This window comes from Streptomyces sp. NPDC007917 (assembly GCF_042959105.1).
GTDB lineage: Bacteria > Actinomycetota > Actinomycetes > Streptomycetales > Streptomycetaceae > Streptomyces.
The window spans coordinates 291,222-308,455 of sequence record NZ_JBIBKK010000004.1 but is presented as its reverse complement, the minus strand read 5'-3'; the positions used below and the strand labels follow the sequence as shown (position 1 = coordinate 308,455).

Sequence of the window (17,234 nt, the reverse complement as noted above, 5' to 3'; positions counted from 1 at the left end):
GATAGTGGGCTCATTGACGCGCAGGGATCTTCAGAAGACAAGCGCCGCGCCGCTTCCGGCGGCAGGAGCGAGCGGCCTGTGGCCCCGGAGGGTCAGGAGGCCGGCTTACGGCCGACTCCCACCCAAAAGGAGACCTCCTCGTCCGTCACATCGCCGGTGTTGGCCCCGGTGTCCGGGGCCGCCAGCTCGGGGTGCCAGCGGTGCGGCACCTCGATGCCCGGCTCGACCAGCTCAAGACCCGTGAAGAACCGTTCCACCTCGGCCTTGGTGCGGATTTTCCCCTGGATGCCACCGCTGTGGTAGATCTGCACGGTCCGCTGGGTCGCCTCGGGGTCGAAGTCCGGCGTGATGTGGCTGAGCACCAGGTACGAGCCGGGGGCCAGCGGTTCGAGCAGGCGCTGGACGATCCCGTACGGGTCCCACTCGTCGGGGACGAAGTGCAGCAGCGCGCACAGGCTCAGGGCGACGGGCTGGGACAGGTCCAGCACCTCGGTGAGTTCCGGGGCGCTCAGGATGGTCTCCGGCTCCGCGACGTTCGCGTCGACGTAGGCGGTGCGTCCCTGCGGGGCGCTGCTGAGCAGGGTCTGGGCGTGGGCGAGGACGATCGGGTCGTTGTCGGCGTAGACGATCCGGGCTTCCGGGACGATCGACTGGGCGACCTCGTGGAGATTGGGGCTGGTCGGAATGCCGGTGCCGATGTCGAGGAACTGGCGTATGCCGCGCTCGGCGGCGAGGTACCGGATCGCGCGGTGCATGAAGGCGCGGTTGGTACGGGCGGCGATCATGACGCCCGGCCACATGGTGAGCACCTTGGCGGCGGCCTGGCGATCGGCGACGTAGTTGTCCTTGCCGCCCAGGAAATAGTCGTACATCCGGGCGCTGTGCGGCTTGCCCTGGTTGAGGGGGCTGCTGGGGGGCTCCGGTCCGCTTCCGGTCTGGGCTGCTACCCCTTGAGCGGTCACGTGTGGTCTCCTCATTTCAGGGCGTTCTGGGCTTTCGGCGCACGATGTTCGATCGCGCTGCGTTGGCACAGGATCGTATGCCGCCCGCCCACCCCGCGCCTTCACGGGGTGGGCATAACTGTCCTGGCGAAGCCCCGAGTTGTCCGCGCCCGGAACGGCTCAGTCAGGAAGCCCCCACGGCTTGGCGTCGCCCACGGCCGGCACATCGCGCGGGTCCAGGTCGGGGTCGGTGCCGCGCGGGACGACGACCGCCGTTGCGTCCCGGTCCAGCGGGATCGCGATGCGGCCGGGAGCCGTCTCCCGGTACCTCAGCCGCCGTCCGCGCTCGTCCCGTACGTCGATCGCGCCCTCGATGCCATGCGCCAGCACCAGCGGCGCGCCCGCCTCGCTGCGGACGCGCACCCACCGCGTCCGGCCGCCCGCACGGTCCGCGTCCACCAGGAACGCGCCCTGGGTGCGCAGGGACTGCACGGAGGCGTCCGGCCAGCGCCGCGACAGGGAGGGGAAGACCCGTACGACGCCGCCGTGGCTCTGCACGGCCATGTCGAGGATCGACTGGGTCGCCGTCAGCGGGCTCTCCGTGCCGAGGTTCCCGCCCTCCACATACATGGTGTTCGGGGTCATCCAGGCGTTGTTGATGACCTCGCCGTCGGTGAAGAAGGTGAGGAAGTCCAGGGCCTCCTCGGGCCGGTCCATCCGGGATGCCATCGAGGAGGCGACGCCGTAGCTGTAACCCGCCCACAGGGCACGGTCCCTGACCCAGTGGTCGAAGGTCGTGCGCATGATGTCCCGATCGCCCGCCCGGTCCCAGTCCAGCTCGCCCAGCGGGTAGAGCCACAGCATGTGGGAGAAGTGGCGGTGGGACTCGGTCAGCGGCTTGTCCGCGCCGATCATGACGCCGGTCGCGTCGCGCGGATAGTCCACCAGGCGCCGGAGGATCTCCCACCAGCGCGGGGCGCGCGGGTGGTCGGTGCGGAGGATGCGCAGACAGTCCAGGAGGGTGGAGCAGCCCCAGCGGAGCAGCGACAGGTCGTAGGTGCAGTCCTCGGCGTCCGCCCACTCCGGCGAGCGGGTCAGCGGCAGATGCAGCTTGCCGTCGCCGCCCTCGTGCAGGAAGTGGTCGTAGAAGTTCACCGCTTTGACGAGGATCGGGTAGAGGACGTCCCGCACGATCCGCACGTCCATGGTGTGGCGGTAGCTGAGCCAGACGTTGTGCATGGCCCAGATGAGGTTGCCGTTGTTGTCGGTCTTGGTGGAGGTGCCGGGGATGCCGACGGTCTTCGCGCCGGGGCGCAGCATCCAGTCGGAGGGGTGGGCCAGGGCATAGGTCTGGCCGTCCTGGTACTCCGGTGGCACCGAGAGCGGCAGATACTTCTCGAAGGTTTTGAATGTCGAGGTGACCGAGTCGAGTTCGAGGTGGTTGGACCCCTGGATCAGCCAGGTGGCGATCTGGACGTTGAGGTTCCACCAGACCGCGGTCCAGCTGCCGCCGGTCTCCGGGTACCACGGCCCCCACTCCGACATCGAGGGTCCGCCCGCCCGGGTGGCGCACGCGGCTTTGTAGAGCTGGATCCAGTAGAAGTCCTGCAGCCGCTTGTCGGGTACGGACAGCAGGCTGCGCCGGTAGAAGCGGTGCCACCAGCCGCGGTGCTCGCGCACCAGCTCGTCCGGATCGGCGGCCAGGGTGCGGGCCACTTCGGCGACGGCCAGCCCGGTGGTGCCGTCCAGGTCCTCCGGGTGGCGGTAGACGATATGTGCCGCGAGCAGCCGGCCGGTGCCCACCCGCCGCTCGCGCCAGGCGGTGGCCCACCCGCCCCCGGCGATCAGGGGCTGCTGGACGTAGTGGGTGGCGCCCGCGGAGCCGGTGCGGGCGTCGGGGTTGCCCGTGTAGTCGGCGGGCTTGTCCTTCTGCCGGGGCGAGATGGCGGGCATCCAGGTGAAGGACCAGGCCGCGGTCTGTTCGCCCGCGCTCGGCCGGGTGGAGATCAGCAGCGCGGTACGGGAGTTGTGGACCAGCATGGAGAAACCGACGCTGCCCCGTGTGGTGGTGACGGTACCGCGCAGTTCGGCGTCCCAGAGGTCGAGCGTCCAGTCGATGTCGGTCACCTCGCCGGCGAGCGTGAGGTCGAAGTGGCCGATCGGCAGCCGTGAGAAGCCGTACGGGGCGCGCCACTGCGGCCGTTGATCCTGCACCTGGCTGTGGCTGACCATGACTTTCACGGAGTTGGCCGTGGCGCCCCGGTAGACCTGCACACCGAGCAGGCCGTTGCCGAGGAAGGGCCCGTCCTTCCAGTCGCCCGGCAGTCTGCGCCACCGCATGGCGGCGGCCCTCACCAGGCGCTCATGCGTGCTCCCCGCCCGGGGCGGGGCTCCTTGGGGCGCGGCCCATGCGGTGCCGGATCCGGACAGCCAGCCCCTGGCACCGACGGCGGCGGCTGTGCCGATCACACCTCGCCGAGAGATTCCGTTCCCCGTCCCTGAGGTCACGTACATGCCTCCCATACCTGGTTGTGAACTACCGGGCATAGTGCAGGCTTGCTCGGCGGTGGGGAATACCTCCGACCTATTTTGTTTCAGGGGGTCAGAGAAGGCGCAGGTGAGGGGGGACGGTGATGATGAGTCGAGGAAAGGTCCGATCAGGCGGCCCGGTTGGGCGGGCGGACCGGCAGCGCGGGGAGGCTGTCCAGGAAGAGCGCCCCGGCGAGCACCGCGTCGAGGCGGGCCTGCGCCTCCGTGGCCCCCGCGCCCCGCGCCCGGGACAGGGCGTCCAGGGCGCGGCGCACATGCGGAAAACCGGCCCGCGCCTCGCCGCGCGCCCCCGCCGCCCCGTAGGTCGCGGAGACCTGCGAGCCCGGCGAGGGTCTGCGCGGGGCGCGCCGGTCCGGGTGGGCCGCGATCCGCTTGGCGGCGGCGGGCAGTTCGCGGGGCGGGGCGCCGGGCTCCAGAGCGGCGGCCGCGACCAGCAGCCCCGTCACCCACAGCGCCCCGCGGTGCGGGCCCGCGGCCGGGCCGCCGCAGGCCCGCGACATCGTCCACTCGGCGCCGCGGCCGATCGCGCCCAACTCCTCGCGGAGCTCCCGCGTCGGCCCGCCGCTAGTCAGCGAACGTGTCCGGAAGGTGAGTCCTTCCTGTGCGCGGGCTGTGCGGGGACCGCCCCGGCCGGATCGGTGCTGTCAGTGCTGTCAGTGCTGTCGGTGGGAGTGTTGAGATCGCGGTCGACCGTCTCCGGCGCCATCCGGGTGGCGATCAGACTGACCGCGGCGACCAGCGACATATAGGCGGCCACCGGTATCCAGGACCCCGAGAAGGCGCTGACCAGCGCGGTGCAGATCAGGGGCGCGACCCCGCCGCCGATCAGGGAGGAGAACTCCCGGCCGAGGGTGACCCCGGCGTAGCGGTAGCGGTTTCCGAACAGCTCCGGGAAGTAGCTCATCTGCACCCCGACGGCCCCCTGGCAGGCCAGGATGAAGCCGATGACGACGGCCACGGTGATCGCGACCTTGGAGCCGGAGTTCAGCGCGACGAAGGTGGGGGTCGGCAGCAGCACCAGGGCGCCGACGATCAGGGAGTACACCGGGCGCCGCCCGAAACGGTCCGAGAGCGTGCCGAAGCAGACCGCCGCCACGCCGCCGCACAGGGCGCCCAGCAGCAGCACCTCAGGGACGAAGTCCTTGTCGACGCCCACCGAGGACACCAGGTACGAGGCCATGAACACCTGGTAGGTGTACGACTGGGTGCTGATTCCGAAGTTCATGAAGAGCACCAGGAGCGTCGGCTTCCTGCCGTGCCTGAAGACCTCCTTGAGCGGGGACGCGGGCCGCTCGTGCCGCTGCTCCAGCTCCTTGAAGACCGGGCTCTCGTTCAGCTTGCGCCGGAAGACCATGGCGACCACGGTGACGAGGAGGCTGCTGCCGAAGACGAGCCGCCAGCCCCAGCTCATCAGGGCGTCGTCGGACAGGCGCTGGGCGAGGATCCAGGCCACGGCCCCCAGAGCGGTGCCCAGCGCGGCGCCGGTCATGACGAGGGAGGCCAGTCTTCCGCGCCGTCCGCCGGCCGCCGTCTCGGTGAGCAGGGTGGCGCCTCCGGACTGCTCGGCGCCCGCGCCGAAGCCCTGGGCCATGCGGCACAGCAACAGCAGCACCGGGGCGAGCAGGCCGACTTGGCCGTACGTCGGCAGCAGACCGATGGCCAGTGTGGATCCGCCCATCAGCAGCAGCGTGGCGACCAGCACCCACTTGCGGCCGAGCCGGTCCCCGTAGCGGGAGAAGAAGAGCCCTCCCAGCGGCCGGGCGGCGAAGCCGACGGCGTAGGTGCTGAAGCTGGCGAGGATGCCGACGGAGGCCGAGACGTTCGGGAAGAAGAGATCGCTGAAGATCAGCGCCGAGGCCGTGCCGTAGATGACGAAGTCGTACTGCTCCAGCGCGGTGCCGATCAGACCGGCCCAGGCGGCGCGCCGTACGGCGCCCGGGTCGGCGGGCGCCTCCTCGGGCGGGACCGCCGTGGCCGGGGTGGGAGCGGGCGCGGTGGTGCGCGCGGTGTTTTCCATGATCCATGCCTCCTTGAACGGATCGATTTCCGGAGCGGTTTCAGGGCAGGGCAAGGCAAGGTGAGGGGGGTGGGGACAGGGCGGGGCCGGGTGGGGACCCGGCTACCCGAGAAGGCGGGAGAGGACGGCTCTAGGCGCCGGGGCGGGCGGCCGGCGCGGCGGCCCCCAGGGCCTCGGCCGCCGCGGCGGCCGGGCCGAATCGCACGATGACGTCGATGAGTTCGGCGACCCGGGCCGCGAACGCGGGGTACTCGGGCAGGCCGTCGCCGAGCAGCCCGCCGGCCAGGACGGCCTCGACGAACGGCGCCCCCGAGGAGGTGCGCGGCCGGCCGGCGATCGCGGCGAGGGTGTCCCGGGCCGGATCCACCATGGCGGTGGCGTGCGGGCCCGGTGAGAACGCGGGCAGGGGCGCCACACAGCACAGATAGGCGGCCACGGTCAGCGCGAGATGGTGTGGCATCCGTCCGGCGCGCAGCTGGAGCAGGGCGGGGTCGGGCACCCGCTGCCGGAGCTTGACCGAGCCGTCCGAGCCGACCTGCCGGGTGCGGTGGCCCAGCGCCGAGTTGGCCCAGCGGTCGAAGAGCCGGTCCACGTAGTCGTCGAGGTCGATGTCGGCGGGCACGGTGAGGCTCGGCAGGTACTCGTCGTGCAGCACGCTCCGCGCCGCCTCGGCGATGAACGGCCGGGCGATCGCGTCCGGGATGGTGTCCCGACCGTCCAGGGCGCCCAGATAGGCGATGAGCGAGTGGGTGCCGTTGAGCAGCCGGAGCTTGAGCAGTTCGTACGGCTCGACATCGTCCGTGAACAGCGCCCCCGCCAGCTCCCAGTGAGGACGTCCGGCGGCGAAGCGGTCCTCCATCACCCACATGGAGAACGGCTCGGCCGGCACCGGCACGGCGTCGCGCACCCCGAGGTGGGCCTCGACCGCCTCGCGGTAGGTGTCGGTGGTGGCGGGCACGATCCGGTCCACCATGGAGCCGGGAAACGCCACCGAGCTCTCCAGCCAGGGCACCAGCTCCTCGCGTTCGGCCGCCGGGAGCGCCTCGGTGAACTCGCGCACCAGCCGTCTCGTCAACTCACCGTTTCCGACCAGGTTGTCGCAGCTCAGGACGGTCACCGGCCGGGCGTGGGCCCGGCTGCGGCGCTGCAGCCCCCGTACGATCCGCCCGATGGTGGTGCGCGGTGGCGCGTCGCCGCGCAGATCGGCCCGTACCGCGGGCGCGTCCAGGTCCAGGCCGTGGGTGCGCGGGGAGAAGGTGTATCCGTGCTCGGTGACCGTCATGGTGATGACGGCCGTGCCGGGCGCGGCCAGCGCGTCGAGCACGGCGTCCGGCTGCTCCGCGGCGACCAGCGCCCCGGTGTGCACGGCGGGGACGGTGACCCGGGTGCGGCCGGGGGAGATCTCCACGACGGCGTAGCTCAGGTCCTGCTCCCGCATCGCCCGGACCACGCCCGTGGAACGGCCCGCGACCCCGAGGATCCCCCAGGGGCCGCCGGCGCGGGCCAGCGCCGCCGCCGTGTGCACGGCCTGGTGGGCGCGGTGGAAGTTGCCGAGGCCGAGGTGCACGATGCCGGTCTCGGCGGGTGGCCGCGCCGGGGTCAGCGCGGCCGGGGGGACGGTCGCCCGGCCGAGCCGGGGCGGGGTGGTCGCTCGCATCGTCACCAGTCCGTCATCGAGCCGTCGTGGCGCCGCGCGACGGGCAGGTAGGCGGGCTCGTAGGGGAAACGGGCGGCCAGCGCCTCGTCGACCTCGACCCCGAGCCCGGGCCGGTCGCCGGGGTGCAGATGTCCGTCGGCGTAGCTCCACGCGTGCCGGAACACCTCGTGCACGACCGGCTCGTAGCCCATGTACTCCTGGATGGCGAAGTTCGGCGTCGCCAGGCCCAGATGCAGCGACGCCGCGAGGGCCACCGGAGAGACGTCCGAGGGACCGTGTGGGCCGAGCCGCACCTGCCAGACCTCGGCGAGCGCCGCGATCCGCCGCAGATGGCTGATTCCGCCCGCGTGGGTCACACAGGTCCGCACGAAGTCGATCAGCTGCTCGGTGATCAGCGTCTGGCACTCCCAGACGGTGTTGAACACCTCGCCGATCGCCAGCGGGACGGTGGTGTGGCGCCGGACGTGCCGCAGCACCTCCTGGTTCTCCGCGGGGGTGATGTCCTCCAGCCAGTAGAGGTCCACCTCCTCCAGCGCGCGGCCGAGCCGGGCCGCCTGGCCGGGGGTGAGCCGGTGGTGGGCGTCGTGCAGCAGCTTCAGCTCGGGGCCCACGTGCTCGCGTACCGCCGCGAGGACACGCGGGGCGTGCCGCAGATAGGAGTCGGTGTCCCAGATCTCCTCGGCCGGGGCCGCGCCCCGGTCGGCCGGCTCGTATCCCGGGCCGCCTCTGCTCACCCCGTACACCGTGTCCAGACCGGGGACGCCGCTTTGTGCGCGCACCGCGAGAAAGCCCTGTTCGCGCCGTTCGTCGACCGCGTCGAGCAGTTGTGGGATCTCCCAGCCTGAGGCGTGGGTGTACGTCAGGATCCGGTCGCGGACCGCGCCGCCGAGCAACTGGTACACCGGCTGGCCGGTGGCTTTGCCCTTGATGTCCCACAGCGCGAGGTCCACCGCGCCGACGGACGTCATCGTCACCGGGCCGCGCCGCCAGTAAGCCCCGCGGTACAGATACTGCCAGGTGTCCTCGATCCGCGCCGGGTCCCGGCCGATCAGCAGCGGCGCCACATGGTCGCGCAGATACGAGGCGACGGCGAGCTCGCGGCCGTTGAGCGTGGCGTCGCCCCAGCCGACCAGGCCCTGTTCAGTGGTGATCTTGAGCGCGACGAAGTTGCGGCCCGGGCTGGTCGCGAGCACATCCACCGCGGTTATGGTGTCGCCGCCTCCGGGCGTCGTCTCGTTCGTCTCTTTCATCGGTCAGCCCCCGGGGCCACCGCCACGACGTTGTGCAGCCGCTCGCCCGCGGCCAGCCGGCCGATGTTGGCGGCGATGTCATCGGCCCGGCGCGCGAAGGTCTCGCGGGTGAGGCCCGAGGAGTGGGGTGTCATCAACACGTTGTCCAGCGTCTCGAAGGGATGTTTGCTGGGGGCCGCGGAGTGTCCGCCGGCCGGGTAGCGGTACCAGACGTCGAGCGCCGCCCCGCCGATCGCGCGGTCGCTCAAGGCCCGGTAGAGCGCGTCCTCGTCCACGACGGGGCCGCGGCCGACATTGACCAGCACCGCCGACGGGCGCATCCGGGACAGCTCGGCCGCGCCGATCAGCCCCGTGGTCTCGGGGGTCAGCGGGGCCGACACCACCACCACATCGGAGCTCTCCAGCAGGGAGCCGAGGTCGCGGATGGCCCCGGACCAGGCCAGCCCCTCGGCCGCCGCGTCCACCTCGCCGCGCCTGGTGACCGCGAGGCCCCGCGCCCCGAACGCCCGGAACCGCTGCCAGCAGCGGGCGCCGATGTGCCCGAAGCCGACGAACCCGACGGTGGCCGCGCCCAGCGTGTCCACCCAGGGGGAGCCCGAGTCGTGCGCGGGGGAGTCCCACCGCGCGCGGCGCAGCGCGTCGTGCTGCCGCAGAAAGCCGCGCCGCAGCAAGATGGCCGCCGACACGGCGTACTCGGCGATCGAGTTCTCGTGGTGGAAGGTGTTGGCGACCTGGGTCCCCGGGACCAGCGAGGCGATGTCGATCCCGTCCGTCCCGGCTCCGGCCGCGTGGACCAGCCGGAGCCGGGTGGCGATCGCGGCCAGCCGGCCGTCGCACTTCCCCGACACCAGCACATCCGCCGTCTTCACGGCGGCCTCGACCGCCGCGGTGTCCCGGGCGTCCGGCCAGCTGACGGACACTCCGCCCGGCAGCGCGGCCTCGAACTCGGCACGCAGCGGCTCGAGATTGGCGTCGACGACCACCACGGTCAGTGTGTCGCCCGTCATGCCCCGTCCTTTCCCGCTGCCGCTCCCGCTGCCGCGCCGTGCGCCGAGGCGCCGTGTCCGGCGGGGCGGACGCGGGCCGCGCCGGTCGAACCGCGCACGATGAGCTGAGTGGGCAGCCGCAGTGTCCGCGGGGTCTGCCGCTCGCCTGCGATGACCTTCCCCAGCAGCTCCAGACTGAGCGCGCCGGCCCGCACCATCGGCACCGCGATGCTCGTCAAGGACGGCTGCGACACCGCCGCGAACGGGATGTCGTCGACCCCGACCACGCTCAGGTCCTCCGGGACGCTCACCCCCAGCGCCCGCGCGCCGGAGATCACCCCGAGCGCCACCAGGTCGTTGTGCGCGATGACCGCGGAGGCGCCCGAGGCCAGCACACCGGCCGCCGCGGCGGTGCCGCCCGCCACCGTCTCGGACTGCCAGCCCAGCAGCGTCACCTCCAGCCCGGCCCGCCCGGCCTCGGCGCGGATCAGCTCCACCCGCTGGGCGTTGGACCAGGAGCTCTGCATGCCCTGGACATAGGCGATCCGCCGATGGCCGAGCGCGGCCAGATACTCGACGGCCTGGCGCATGCCCTCGGCGGTGTCGGCCAGCACGCAGTCGGCGCCGGTCGTCTCGCGGTTGACCAGTACGGCGGGCGTACGGCCGCAGATGTCCAGGACCTCGTCCGCGTCGAGCCTGGGCGAGCAGACGATCAGTCCGTCGGCCTGCTCGCGCAGATGGGCGAGGACTTCGCGCTCGTGGTCGGGGTCGAAGTCGGTGTCGGCGAGCACGACGGTCTGCCCGCGGCGCCAGCCCTCGCCCTGCGCGGCCTTGACGAAGGCGCCGAACACGGGGTTGGCGATATCGGGCACGACGATGGCGACCGTGGCGGTCCCCGCGTCGGCGATCGGCTCGGCGGTGCGCGCCACGGGGGCTTCGTAGCCGAGCTCTTGCGCAACGGTCAGCACCTTGCGCAAGGTCTGCGGTCCGAGCCGGTTGGGGTCGCTGAACGCGCGAGAGGCGGTGGACAGCGCGACATTGGCGCGCTTGGCCACGTCAGTGAGGGTGGGGGCCATGGGGGCTCCGCTCCTGGTGCGACGCAGTGGTGCGGATGAACGACATGTTTTATGGTCGTCACCCTTGCGCAACCTTGTCAACGCTTGCCAAAGCATTGGCAAGGGTGTCGGCCGCCGCTGTCCTCGACCCCGTGAGCGACGGCCCGCGCACCGGCCCGCCAGGAGCGCTTGATCGAACTGGCATCATGGCGGGCATGACCACGCCACCCCCTCCCGTCGGGCCGTCCGTCTCCCCGAGTGGAGGCGTGCCGCCCGTGCCAGGGACGCCGGGCCGACCCGGAAACCGCCGGACCACCGTGGCCGTGGTGGTGTCGGTCCTGGTGCTCGTCGGCGGGGCGGTCACCGCCTGGTGGCTGACGCGCGACGAGGACGGCTCCGCGCTGGCCGGCCGGCCGCGGGTGACGGACGACGCGGCCGGAATCTCCTACGCGATACCCGAGGGCTGGCAGCGCGACAAGAAGGGCGACCTGGTGGACGCCTTCACCTCGTCGATCACCAGGAAGCCCGCCGACGGCGAGGAAGGCGGCGGTGTCGTGCTGGCCGGCCGGGGCGGGAGCGTGGCGAAGCCCGAGCTGAAGGAGCGGACGGAGGGCGCGGCCCGGTCGAACGCGGAGTACTTCCACCCGGACGGGCGCTCGACCGTCGAGGAGTCGCGGGCCACCACGGTGAGCGACCGCCCCGCGTACACGGTGGCGTTGAAGGTCAGCGACGACGAAGGCGGCGCGGTCCACCTGCGTCTGACCCTTATCACCGTGCGGGACGGCCGCTCGGCCTTCCTCCTCGGCATCGCCCAGCCCACCGGGCCGGATGAGCAGGAGGTCGACGCGGTGCTGGAGAGCGCGTCGGCCGGTTGACCCCCGCCGGTTCGGCGGGGCGCCGGGGCAGGCCTCACCGCGGGCACTCGACCATGCAGCCGCGGAGCTCGTAGCCGCCTGTCTCGTCCTTGAATCCGACCTGGGGCGGGACCGCCATCCGGATGCCGGGCAGCGCGAACAGACGGCTGAGGAAGATGTCCGTCTCCAGGATCGCGACATGGGCGCCGGGGCACTTGTGCGGGCCGTCGCCGAAGGACAGGCCGGCCGCCCCGGCGCCCTCGGCCAGGGGCCGGCCGGGGCGGATCAGCTCCGGCCGCTCGCCCACCGTGCGGGCGTCGACATTGGCGCTCTCCAGGTCCACATCGACCAGCGCCCCGGCCGGCACCGTCACCACACCGTCGCCGCCGGGCAGTTCCAGCGCCGCGGTGGTACGGCGGCGCAGCCGGCCGATGACCGGCTCCAGCCGCAGGATCTCGTGCAGGGTCGCGATCCGGCCGGGCTCGTCCGCCGCCCGGTACCGCACCAGCAGCGCGTCGTCGGTGAACAGGTGCCAGGCCGCGACATTGATGAACTCCCGGGTGGTGACCATCCCCGCCGCGGCGAAGGTCAGGCACTCGCCGAGGATCTCGCCGGCCGAACACCCCTCGTCGAGCAGATGCGAGATCAGATCGTCCCGGCGCTGCCTGCGACGGGCCCGCACGGCCGGGCGTACGTCGGCCAGATAGACCCGCAGCCAGTTCGCGTTCTGCCGCAGCAGCCAGCGGATCCCGTGCAGGCTGGTCAGCCCCGGCCTCCCGAACCTCTCGGGGAAGAAGCGCTCCAGCCGGCGCCGGATGCCGGGCCGGCTCTCCGTCAGACCGATCACGGACGCGGCCACCTCGATCGCGAGATGGAAGCTCAGATCGGCCAGGTGCGCCCGCCCCGCGGCGCGCACCTGGCCGATCTGAGCCTCGGCGACCCGGACCATGACCTCGCGGTACCGCTCGTCGACGCGGCGAGGCGTGAAGAACCGGGCGGTCTGCCTCCGGTCTTCACGGTGCTCGGGGCCGTCCCGGTACAGCACCGGCCGCCGCAGCCCCGACGGCAGCTTCTCCACGGTCTCGATGCCCAGACCGGCCTGCACCGTGCCGGCGCTGCGCAACACGGCGCGCGCCTCCGCGTATCCGCACACCTGCCAGACCCCGCCGGGCCCCCGCCGCACCGGGCAGCCGGAGGGCCCGTCGGAGTCTGCCGCTCGCTCGATCTTGCGTGCCCCGTATCCCATCCGCTCCCCGTCATGGAGCCGCGTCGCGCGGCCTGGGCCCGTCCCTCACGGACACTCGTCCCCCGCGCCGAGCCGGACCAACCGGCTCCGCCTCAGAAGCGGGCCCCGATGGCCGAGCCGTCGCGGGGGACGAGGAAGGTCGAGGAGGGGATCGAGCCGTCCGCCGCGCGGGGGCCGGTGATCTTCGCCTGGTCGGTGCTCAGCACCGAGCCCTCGTTCCACACCCCGCCCAGGTCCCAGGAGTTGCCCCTGGAGGTGGAGCTGCCGAGGCGGACCGGCTCGGTGTCCAGCAGCGAGAGGTTCGCGGTGAGCGTGGAGCGCGACCGGTCCGTCCGGAAGCCGCTGCCACCGTTGCGGTAGGTGGTGGTGCGGGAGATGGCGAGGGCGCCCGGGTTGCCGTTGTCCGTGAGGCCGTGCGCCGCGTTGCCGAAGGCGAGGGCGTTGCGCAGCGAGTGGTCGGCGGGCGGGTCCACGTCGCCACCGCCACCCATCTTGAAGCCGTTCCCGTCACCGGTGAAGTCGGGGAAGTTCCACCGGTTGAACCCGTTTCCATAGGCGATCGTGTTCTCGATGGCGATCGGGGAGGTGAACTCCCAGGCGTCGAAGCCGTCGTCCGCGTTGTTCCACAGCCGGGCGCCGCGGACCCGATTGCCCTCGCCCTGGCCCTCCTTGATGGCCAGGCCGTCGGCGCTCTCGCCGTTCTTGCGCGGGTCGCGGTTGCCGTACGAGTCGAGGTTCGCGATCAGGTTGCGGCTGGAGGCGCCCTGGAGCTGGAAACCGGACTCGTAGTTGTCGCGCGTGGTCAGCCCGGTGAACTCGTTGTCGTTGCAGCCGGCGCAGTAGATCCCGTACGGCCCGTGGATGATCTCCAGGCCCCGGATCCGCCAGTACGAGGCCTCCTGGTGGATGGTCCCGCGCTCGGCCCGGGGGATGGAGCCGCCGACCGGGGTGTGGCTGGCGGGCAGCCGCTCGCCGTCGATGACGACGTGCTCACCGGAGTAGTTGGTCAGCGTGATGGGGCTGCCCGCCGTGCCGGAGGTGGCGATGGTGATGTTGTCGGTCAGCTCGTAGGTGCCGCCGCGGACCGCGATGGTGTCTCCGGGACCGCTTCGGTCCACCGCCGCCTGAATGGTGGCCAGCGGGTCCCCCAGGGTGCCCGCGCCACTGTCGTGCCCGCCCACGGCCACGACGATCTGCCGCCCGGCGGCGGTGGCAGGCGCCGCGGATAACGCCCGCGGCGCGCCCACCGCCGCCAGGGACACCGCGCCGAGCAGCACCGCCACGGCTTTGTTGACCTTCACTAAGCCCATCCCTTCACCGGTCCGTCCTGGCCTCCGGCTCTACGTCGCCGCCCCGGCCCGATAGGTTGCCGCCCCGGGGCAAGGGTGCCGTGGGGACCGGACGCGTGTCCGGGGCGCGCGGCGTCTACAGGCCTTGGGAGAGCAGCAGCTCATGGGCCAGCCGGGCGCCGCGGGCCGCCGTCTCCGCCGCCAGGGCGTCGTCCTGCGTCGGGCTGTTCTCCAGGCCCTGAGCGAGCGCCCGGACCGCGTCCGCCAGGGTCTGCACATGTGTCTCCAGCAGCCGCAGCCGGTCCTCCTCACTCTGCGTGTCCAGGGTGCTCGGGCGGGTTCCGTGACCCTGCTCGGGGGTGTGGTTCGTCATCTCGGGGCCCTCCTCCCGGGTGCGTGGTCGCCAAGGAGTGGCGTCTCCTCTCAGCCTCGCACCTGGGACGGCGCCGCGGTACGCCCATCCGGGCCGCTGCGCCGTCCGCTCGGTCGCGGAGCGGTCGGCCCCGGCTTCGTGGCGTAGTCGACCCGTGCCGGGGTCACCGGCAAGCCGACTCCACCTCCCCCAGGGCCTTGAGGAGTTGCGGTGTCACATTCCGCCGGGTGCCGTCCCACTGCTCGGGCGAGTAGCCCCGGGGCACCCCCTCCACCAGCATGATCAGGTAGAGATAGGCGCGGTAGAGCGCCAGGCGCAGCCGTACGGAATCGTCGAAGCGCGGCGGACCGGCGACCGCGGCGTATCCGGCCAGGAAGTCCGCGTCGTCCTCCACGTTTCCCAGCAGCGCCAGCGAGACGAAGTCGGCCACCGGGTCGCCCCAGAACATCCGCTCGCCGTCGATGACGCCGCTGATGGTGCGGGCCCCCGCCTCGCCGTCGAGCAGCAGGTTTCCCTCCCACAGGTCGAAGTGGACCAGGACGGGGACGATCACGTCGTCGAGTACGTCCGCCGCCGCGGCGAACAACCCCCTGACGCGGTCCGGCGGCACGGGCAGCCGGGCCCGGTAGCGCTCGGCGTCGTCGAGCACCGCGCCCATCATCGTGGTGAAGGCCTGCCGCCAGGTCGCCGCCGGCGGGCCGAAGGGCTCGGCGGGGTAGCCGAAGCCGGTTCCGGCCACGGTGTGGAGACGCGCCACCAGCCGCCCGAGCTCTTCCCGGAGCCGACGGCGCTCGTCGTCCGCGATCGTCCCGGAGATCTCATGCCATGGCGTGCCGGGGCGCAGGGTGCTGATCAGATAGGGCCCGCCGGCCGCGTGCGGGTCGAGTTCGCCGTGCACGACCTCGGGGACCGGGATGTCCGCCGCCGTGGCCGCCGAGGTGTAGAAGGCCACCTCACCCCGCAGGAGTTCGCGCTCGTGGCCGAGTCCGGGCGTCTCCAGGGGCGGAGGGATCTTCACCACCCACTGCCGGTGGTCGTCGAAGGCGACGCGTACCACCGTGTTGTAGGTGCCACCGGACAGGGGTGTGTAACGCGCGGTGTCCGCGTCCGCGACCCCCGCCTCCTTGAGCACCGCGGCGGCCGCGGAGACCTGGTCGTCCTGCGGCTGTCGAATCACGCGTGTTCCTCCTCGTCTCAGCCACGGGCCGCTCGCCCGGTGTGTGTGCTGCCCGGTGCGGGCACACCGGGCGTTCGGGCGGCGCCGGGTGCGGGGCGCCGCGGGACGGCTCCCGCGCCCGGCGCCGGGCCGGACGGGCCGGACCGCCGAATCGTTGACGATCTTACGCAGTTGATGCCGGGCCATCGCCCCCGGTTCTCGGCCACCGTCAGATGGAGGAAGAGCCCAGGGTTCGCGGCCCGGCCGGGTCAGTGTGCGGCGGACCGCTCGGCGAGCCGGGCCATCTGGTGGCGCGCCAGTTCGGTGGTCCTGCGCATATGGCGCAGCAGCACGGCGAGATCGGCCTCGCTGTCCTCGTGGAACAGCTCCTCCCAGCCCGCGCCCAGCTCCCGCCACACGGCGCCGAACCGCTCCATCGCCCCGGGCACCACCTCCACCAGGACCCGCCGCCGGTCCTGCTCGTCCCGGCGGCGGGTGACCTGGCCCGCCTTCTCCAGCCGGTCGACCAGCCGGGTGGCCGAACCGCTGGTCAGCCCGGTCAGTTCGGCGATCCGCCCGGTGGTGACGGGACCGTCCTCGAGCGTGAGGAGGTTGAGACACTGCAGATCGGTGGGGTGCATCCCCAGGTGGTCCGCCACCGCCTGGTTGAACAGGATGTACGAGGCCATATAGCGCCGGGACGCCGACCCCAGCTCTGTCATCAGGTCTTCGCGTGCCATCGGCAGGGCCTCCCGCGCCTCTGTGTCGTTCTGCCGCGTCTCCGTGCGGCGCGTCTCCATGCCGGGCGCGGCCGAAGTGCCCCGTGTCCGCTGCGCCACGCAGACATCTTAGTCACCGCCCTCGCTCGATGGTTCGCCGGATAAACATTTGCGTCACGCAGTCAATGTGTCGTACGTTATCTGCATGACGCAGACGAATACCTCTCTCCCGGTGGCTGTCTCCGGCGCCACCGGTGCCCAAGGCGGCGCCGCGGCCCGCGCACTGCTTCAGCTCGGCCGTCCGGTCCGCGCGCTCACCCGCGACCCCGCCACACCCGCCGCCGCCGAATTGCGCGCTCTCGGCGCGGAGGTGGTCCGGGCCGACTTCGACGACGAGGCATCCCTGGCCACCGCGCTCGCCGACACCGGAGCGCTCTTCGCGATGTCCACGCCGTTCGGCAGCGACCTCTCCGCCGAGATCCGCCAGGGGACCGCCCTGCTGGACGCGGCGGTCGCCGTCGGGGTGCGGCACATCGTGTTCACCTCCGCCGCCAACGCCGACCGGTCCACGGGCATCCCGCACTTCGAGAGCAAGTGGCGGATCGAGCGACACCTGGCCACCCTCGATGTGACATGGACCGTGATCGGCCCCGGTGTCTTCATGGAGAACTATGCGAACGGCTGGACCATGGAATCGCTCCGCGAGGGTGTCTTCGCGCTGCCCATGCCCCCCGGGCGCCCGCTGCCGCTGATCGCGGCGAGGGACATCGGCGCCTTCGCGGCCCTGGCGCTGAGCCGCCCCGCGGAGTTCGGCGGGCGCCGGATCGACATCGCCGCGCAGTGGCGGACACCCGAGCAGATCGCCGCCGCGATCGGTGCCGCGAGCGGTCGCGAGATCCGCCACCGAGAGGTGCCGCTGACGGTCGCCGAGAGCTACTCCGGCGACCTGGCCGCCATGTTCCGCTACTTCCAGGAGACCGGGCTGGACGTGGACATCGACGGACTGCGCCGGGACTACCCCGAGGTCGGCTGGCACACCCTCGAGAAATGGGCCACCGACCGCGAGTGGAACCTCTGACACCTGCTCAGCCGCCCCGCGGCGGCGAAAGAAAGGGCGAGCCTCGACCACGGCCCCGCATGG

Annotated in this window: 14 protein-coding genes and 1 pseudogene; 2 read left to right on the top strand and 13 right to left on the bottom strand. The window is 72.3% G+C overall.

What is annotated here, in order from left to right; translation table 11 throughout:
- Positions 1 to 92: 92 nt before the first annotated feature.
- The 8 genes and pseudogenes from ACFZDL_RS09855 to ACFZDL_RS09820 form a co-directional block, all read right to left on the bottom strand.
- A complete protein-coding gene (locus ACFZDL_RS09855) occupies positions 93 to 962 on the bottom strand; it encodes an SAM-dependent methyltransferase (protein ID WP_353590022.1) in 870 nt (289 codons plus the stop codon).
- A 159-nt stretch (positions 963 to 1,121) separates the two neighbouring features.
- Positions 1,122 to 3,410, bottom strand: coding sequence for a glycoside hydrolase family 95-like protein (locus ACFZDL_RS09850; protein ID WP_353590021.1), 2,289 nt, complete (start codon positions 3,408 to 3,410; stop codon positions 1,122 to 1,124).
- Positions 3,411 to 3,664: 254 nt separating this feature from the next.
- A pseudogene (locus tag ACFZDL_RS09845) lies at positions 3,665 to 4,057 on the bottom strand (triphosphoribosyl-dephospho-CoA synthase); the annotation flags it as partial.
- A 2-nt stretch (positions 4,058 to 4,059) separates the two neighbouring features.
- A complete protein-coding gene (locus tag ACFZDL_RS09840; protein ID WP_353590020.1) occupies positions 4,060 to 5,508 on the bottom strand; it encodes an MFS transporter in 1,449 nt (482 codons plus the stop codon).
- A gap of 130 nt (positions 5,509 to 5,638) precedes the next feature.
- Entirely contained in the window at positions 5,639 to 7,165 is a 1,527-nt protein-coding gene (locus tag ACFZDL_RS09835) for a mannitol dehydrogenase family protein (RefSeq protein ID WP_353590019.1), read from the bottom strand.
- A gap of 2 nt (positions 7,166 to 7,167) precedes the next feature.
- A complete protein-coding gene (manD, locus tag ACFZDL_RS09830; protein ID WP_353590018.1) occupies positions 7,168 to 8,415 on the bottom strand; it encodes a D-mannonate dehydratase ManD in 1,248 nt (415 codons plus the stop codon).
- A complete protein-coding gene (locus ACFZDL_RS09825; RefSeq protein WP_353590017.1) occupies positions 8,412 to 9,422 on the bottom strand; it encodes a 2-hydroxyacid dehydrogenase in 1,011 nt (336 codons plus the stop codon). Before ACFZDL_RS09825 ends, manD begins: the two co-directional genes overlap by 4 nt.
- Positions 9,419 to 10,477, bottom strand: a complete 1,059-nt coding sequence (locus tag ACFZDL_RS09820; RefSeq protein WP_353590016.1) for a LacI family DNA-binding transcriptional regulator — start codon at positions 10,475 to 10,477, stop codon at positions 9,419 to 9,421. The genes ACFZDL_RS09825 and ACFZDL_RS09820 overlap by 4 nt, the downstream gene beginning before the upstream one ends.
- A gap of 194 nt (positions 10,478 to 10,671) precedes the next feature.
- Between ACFZDL_RS09820 and ACFZDL_RS09815 the strand changes: the two genes are divergently transcribed.
- A complete protein-coding gene (locus tag ACFZDL_RS09815; protein ID WP_353590015.1) occupies positions 10,672 to 11,331 on the top strand; it encodes a hypothetical protein in 660 nt (219 codons plus the stop codon).
- Positions 11,332 to 11,365: 34 nt separating this feature from the next.
- Here the strand turns inward: ACFZDL_RS09815 and ACFZDL_RS09810 are convergent, their stop codons facing one another.
- From ACFZDL_RS09810 to ACFZDL_RS09790, 5 genes are all read right to left on the bottom strand, one after another.
- On the bottom strand, positions 11,366 to 12,556 hold the full coding sequence (locus tag ACFZDL_RS09810) for a cytochrome P450 (protein WP_353590014.1): 1,191 nt from the start codon (positions 12,554 to 12,556) through the stop codon (positions 11,366 to 11,368).
- A 92-nt stretch (positions 12,557 to 12,648) separates the two neighbouring features.
- Positions 12,649 to 13,857: a right-handed parallel beta-helix repeat-containing protein gene (locus ACFZDL_RS09805; protein WP_353590013.1), complete on the bottom strand. Its 1,209-nt coding sequence runs from the start codon at positions 13,855 to 13,857 to the stop codon at positions 12,649 to 12,651.
- Positions 13,858 to 13,981: 124 nt separating this feature from the next.
- Positions 13,982 to 14,218, bottom strand: a complete 237-nt coding sequence (locus ACFZDL_RS09800; protein ID WP_353590012.1) for a hypothetical protein — start codon at positions 14,216 to 14,218, stop codon at positions 13,982 to 13,984.
- Positions 14,219 to 14,381: 163 nt separating this feature from the next.
- Positions 14,382 to 15,395: an aminoglycoside phosphotransferase family protein gene (locus ACFZDL_RS09795; protein WP_353590011.1), complete on the bottom strand. Its 1,014-nt coding sequence runs from the start codon at positions 15,393 to 15,395 to the stop codon at positions 14,382 to 14,384.
- A 248-nt stretch (positions 15,396 to 15,643) separates the two neighbouring features.
- Positions 15,644 to 16,114 carry a MarR family winged helix-turn-helix transcriptional regulator gene (locus tag ACFZDL_RS09790; protein WP_089513909.1) on the bottom strand — a complete coding sequence of 157 codons (471 nt, stop codon included), beginning with the start codon at positions 16,112 to 16,114 and terminating at the stop codon, positions 15,644 to 15,646.
- Between the two features lie 184 nt (positions 16,115 to 16,298).
- Here ACFZDL_RS09790 and ACFZDL_RS09785 point away from each other — a divergent pair, with 184 nt between their 5' ends.
- Positions 16,299 to 17,171 carry an NmrA/HSCARG family protein gene (locus ACFZDL_RS09785; RefSeq protein WP_353590010.1) on the top strand — a complete coding sequence of 291 codons (873 nt, stop codon included), beginning with the start codon at positions 16,299 to 16,301 and terminating at the stop codon, positions 17,169 to 17,171.
- The last annotated feature ends 63 nt before the right edge of the window (positions 17,172 to 17,234 follow it).

Excerpts from the sequence above, each read along its gene's own strand:
- ACFZDL_RS09840 (WP_353590020.1), bottom strand. The coding sequence starts at position 5,508 with ATGGAAAACACCGCGCGCACCACCGCGCCCGCTCCCACCCCGGCCACG.
- ACFZDL_RS09835 (WP_353590019.1), bottom strand. The coding sequence starts at position 7,165 with ATGCGAGCGACCACCCCGCCCCGGCTCGGCCGGGCGACCGTCCCCCCG.
- manD (WP_353590018.1), bottom strand. The coding sequence starts at position 8,415 with ATGAAAGAGACGAACGAGACGACGCCCGGAGGCGGCGACACCATAACC.
- ACFZDL_RS09825 (WP_353590017.1), bottom strand. The coding sequence starts at position 9,422 with ATGACGGGCGACACACTGACCGTGGTGGTCGTCGACGCCAATCTCGAG.
- ACFZDL_RS09820 (WP_353590016.1), bottom strand. The coding sequence starts at position 10,477 with ATGGCCCCCACCCTCACTGACGTGGCCAAGCGCGCCAATGTCGCGCTG.
- ACFZDL_RS09815 (WP_353590015.1), top strand. The coding sequence starts at position 10,672 with ATGACCACGCCACCCCCTCCCGTCGGGCCGTCCGTCTCCCCGAGTGGA.
- ACFZDL_RS09810 (WP_353590014.1), bottom strand. The coding sequence starts at position 12,556 with ATGGGATACGGGGCACGCAAGATCGAGCGAGCGGCAGACTCCGACGGG.
- ACFZDL_RS09800 (WP_353590012.1), bottom strand. The coding sequence starts at position 14,218 with ATGACGAACCACACCCCCGAGCAGGGTCACGGAACCCGCCCGAGCACC.
- ACFZDL_RS09790 (WP_089513909.1), bottom strand. The coding sequence starts at position 16,114 with ATGGCACGCGAAGACCTGATGACAGAGCTGGGGTCGGCGTCCCGGCGC.
- ACFZDL_RS09785 (WP_353590010.1), top strand. The coding sequence starts at position 16,299 with ATGACGCAGACGAATACCTCTCTCCCGGTGGCTGTCTCCGGCGCCACC.